Annotated in this window: 1 rRNA gene; it reads left to right on the top strand. The window is 42.4% G+C overall.

The features are described 5' to 3' along the window. Positions 1 to 436: 436 nt before the first annotated feature. Positions 437 to 639, top strand: a 23S ribosomal RNA gene (locus tag L5M18_RS23285); the annotation flags it as partial.

Genomic DNA, 639 nt, shown 5'->3' with positions numbered 1-639 from the left:
GGCTATAGCTCAGCTGGGAGAGCGCCTGCCTTGCACGCAGGAGGTCTGCGGTTCGATCCCGCATAGCTCCACCATTTACACCTTATTCTGACTTTATTGCAAAGTAATAAGGCATATGCACTATGGATAGAGATGCCAAAGATAAACTTAAAAATTATCTTTGGCTTTTTTAAGCCCGCTCTTTAACAATTTGGAAAGCTGATAGTATTTAATTGCATGAGTCTGTCATGTRATTAATTACAAAACGTTTAATGCGCAAGCATTGAACATGAGTTCTCAAACACTTTATTAAGTGTCTTGAATATTCAATAGTAAATTATTCTTTATTGAATAGTTTACGTCTAAGGCGCGTCCACTTCTTTGGTCAGAAGTGAGACAAGTAAAACCAAGCTGGTCGCAATGCGRCGCAGATGAGTGAAACTCATTTGGGTTGTATGGTTAAGCGACTAAGCGTATACGGTGGATGCCTTGGCAGTCAGAGGCGATGAAGGACGTAGTAACTTGCGAAAAGCGTTGGCGAGCTAGTAACAAGCATTTGAGCTAACGATGTCCGAATGGGGGAACCCAGCAGCATAAGCTGTTATCGCAACATGAATACATAGTGTTGCGAGGCGAACGAGGGGAACTGAAACATCTAAG

The sequence above is a fragment of the Shewanella sp. SM20 genome (assembly GCF_025654545.1).
GTDB classification, from domain to species: Bacteria; Pseudomonadota; Gammaproteobacteria; order Enterobacterales; family Shewanellaceae; genus Shewanella; species Shewanella oncorhynchi.
The sequence above is the reverse complement of the archived record's forward strand: the minus strand, read 5'-3'. Positions and strand labels throughout refer to the sequence as shown.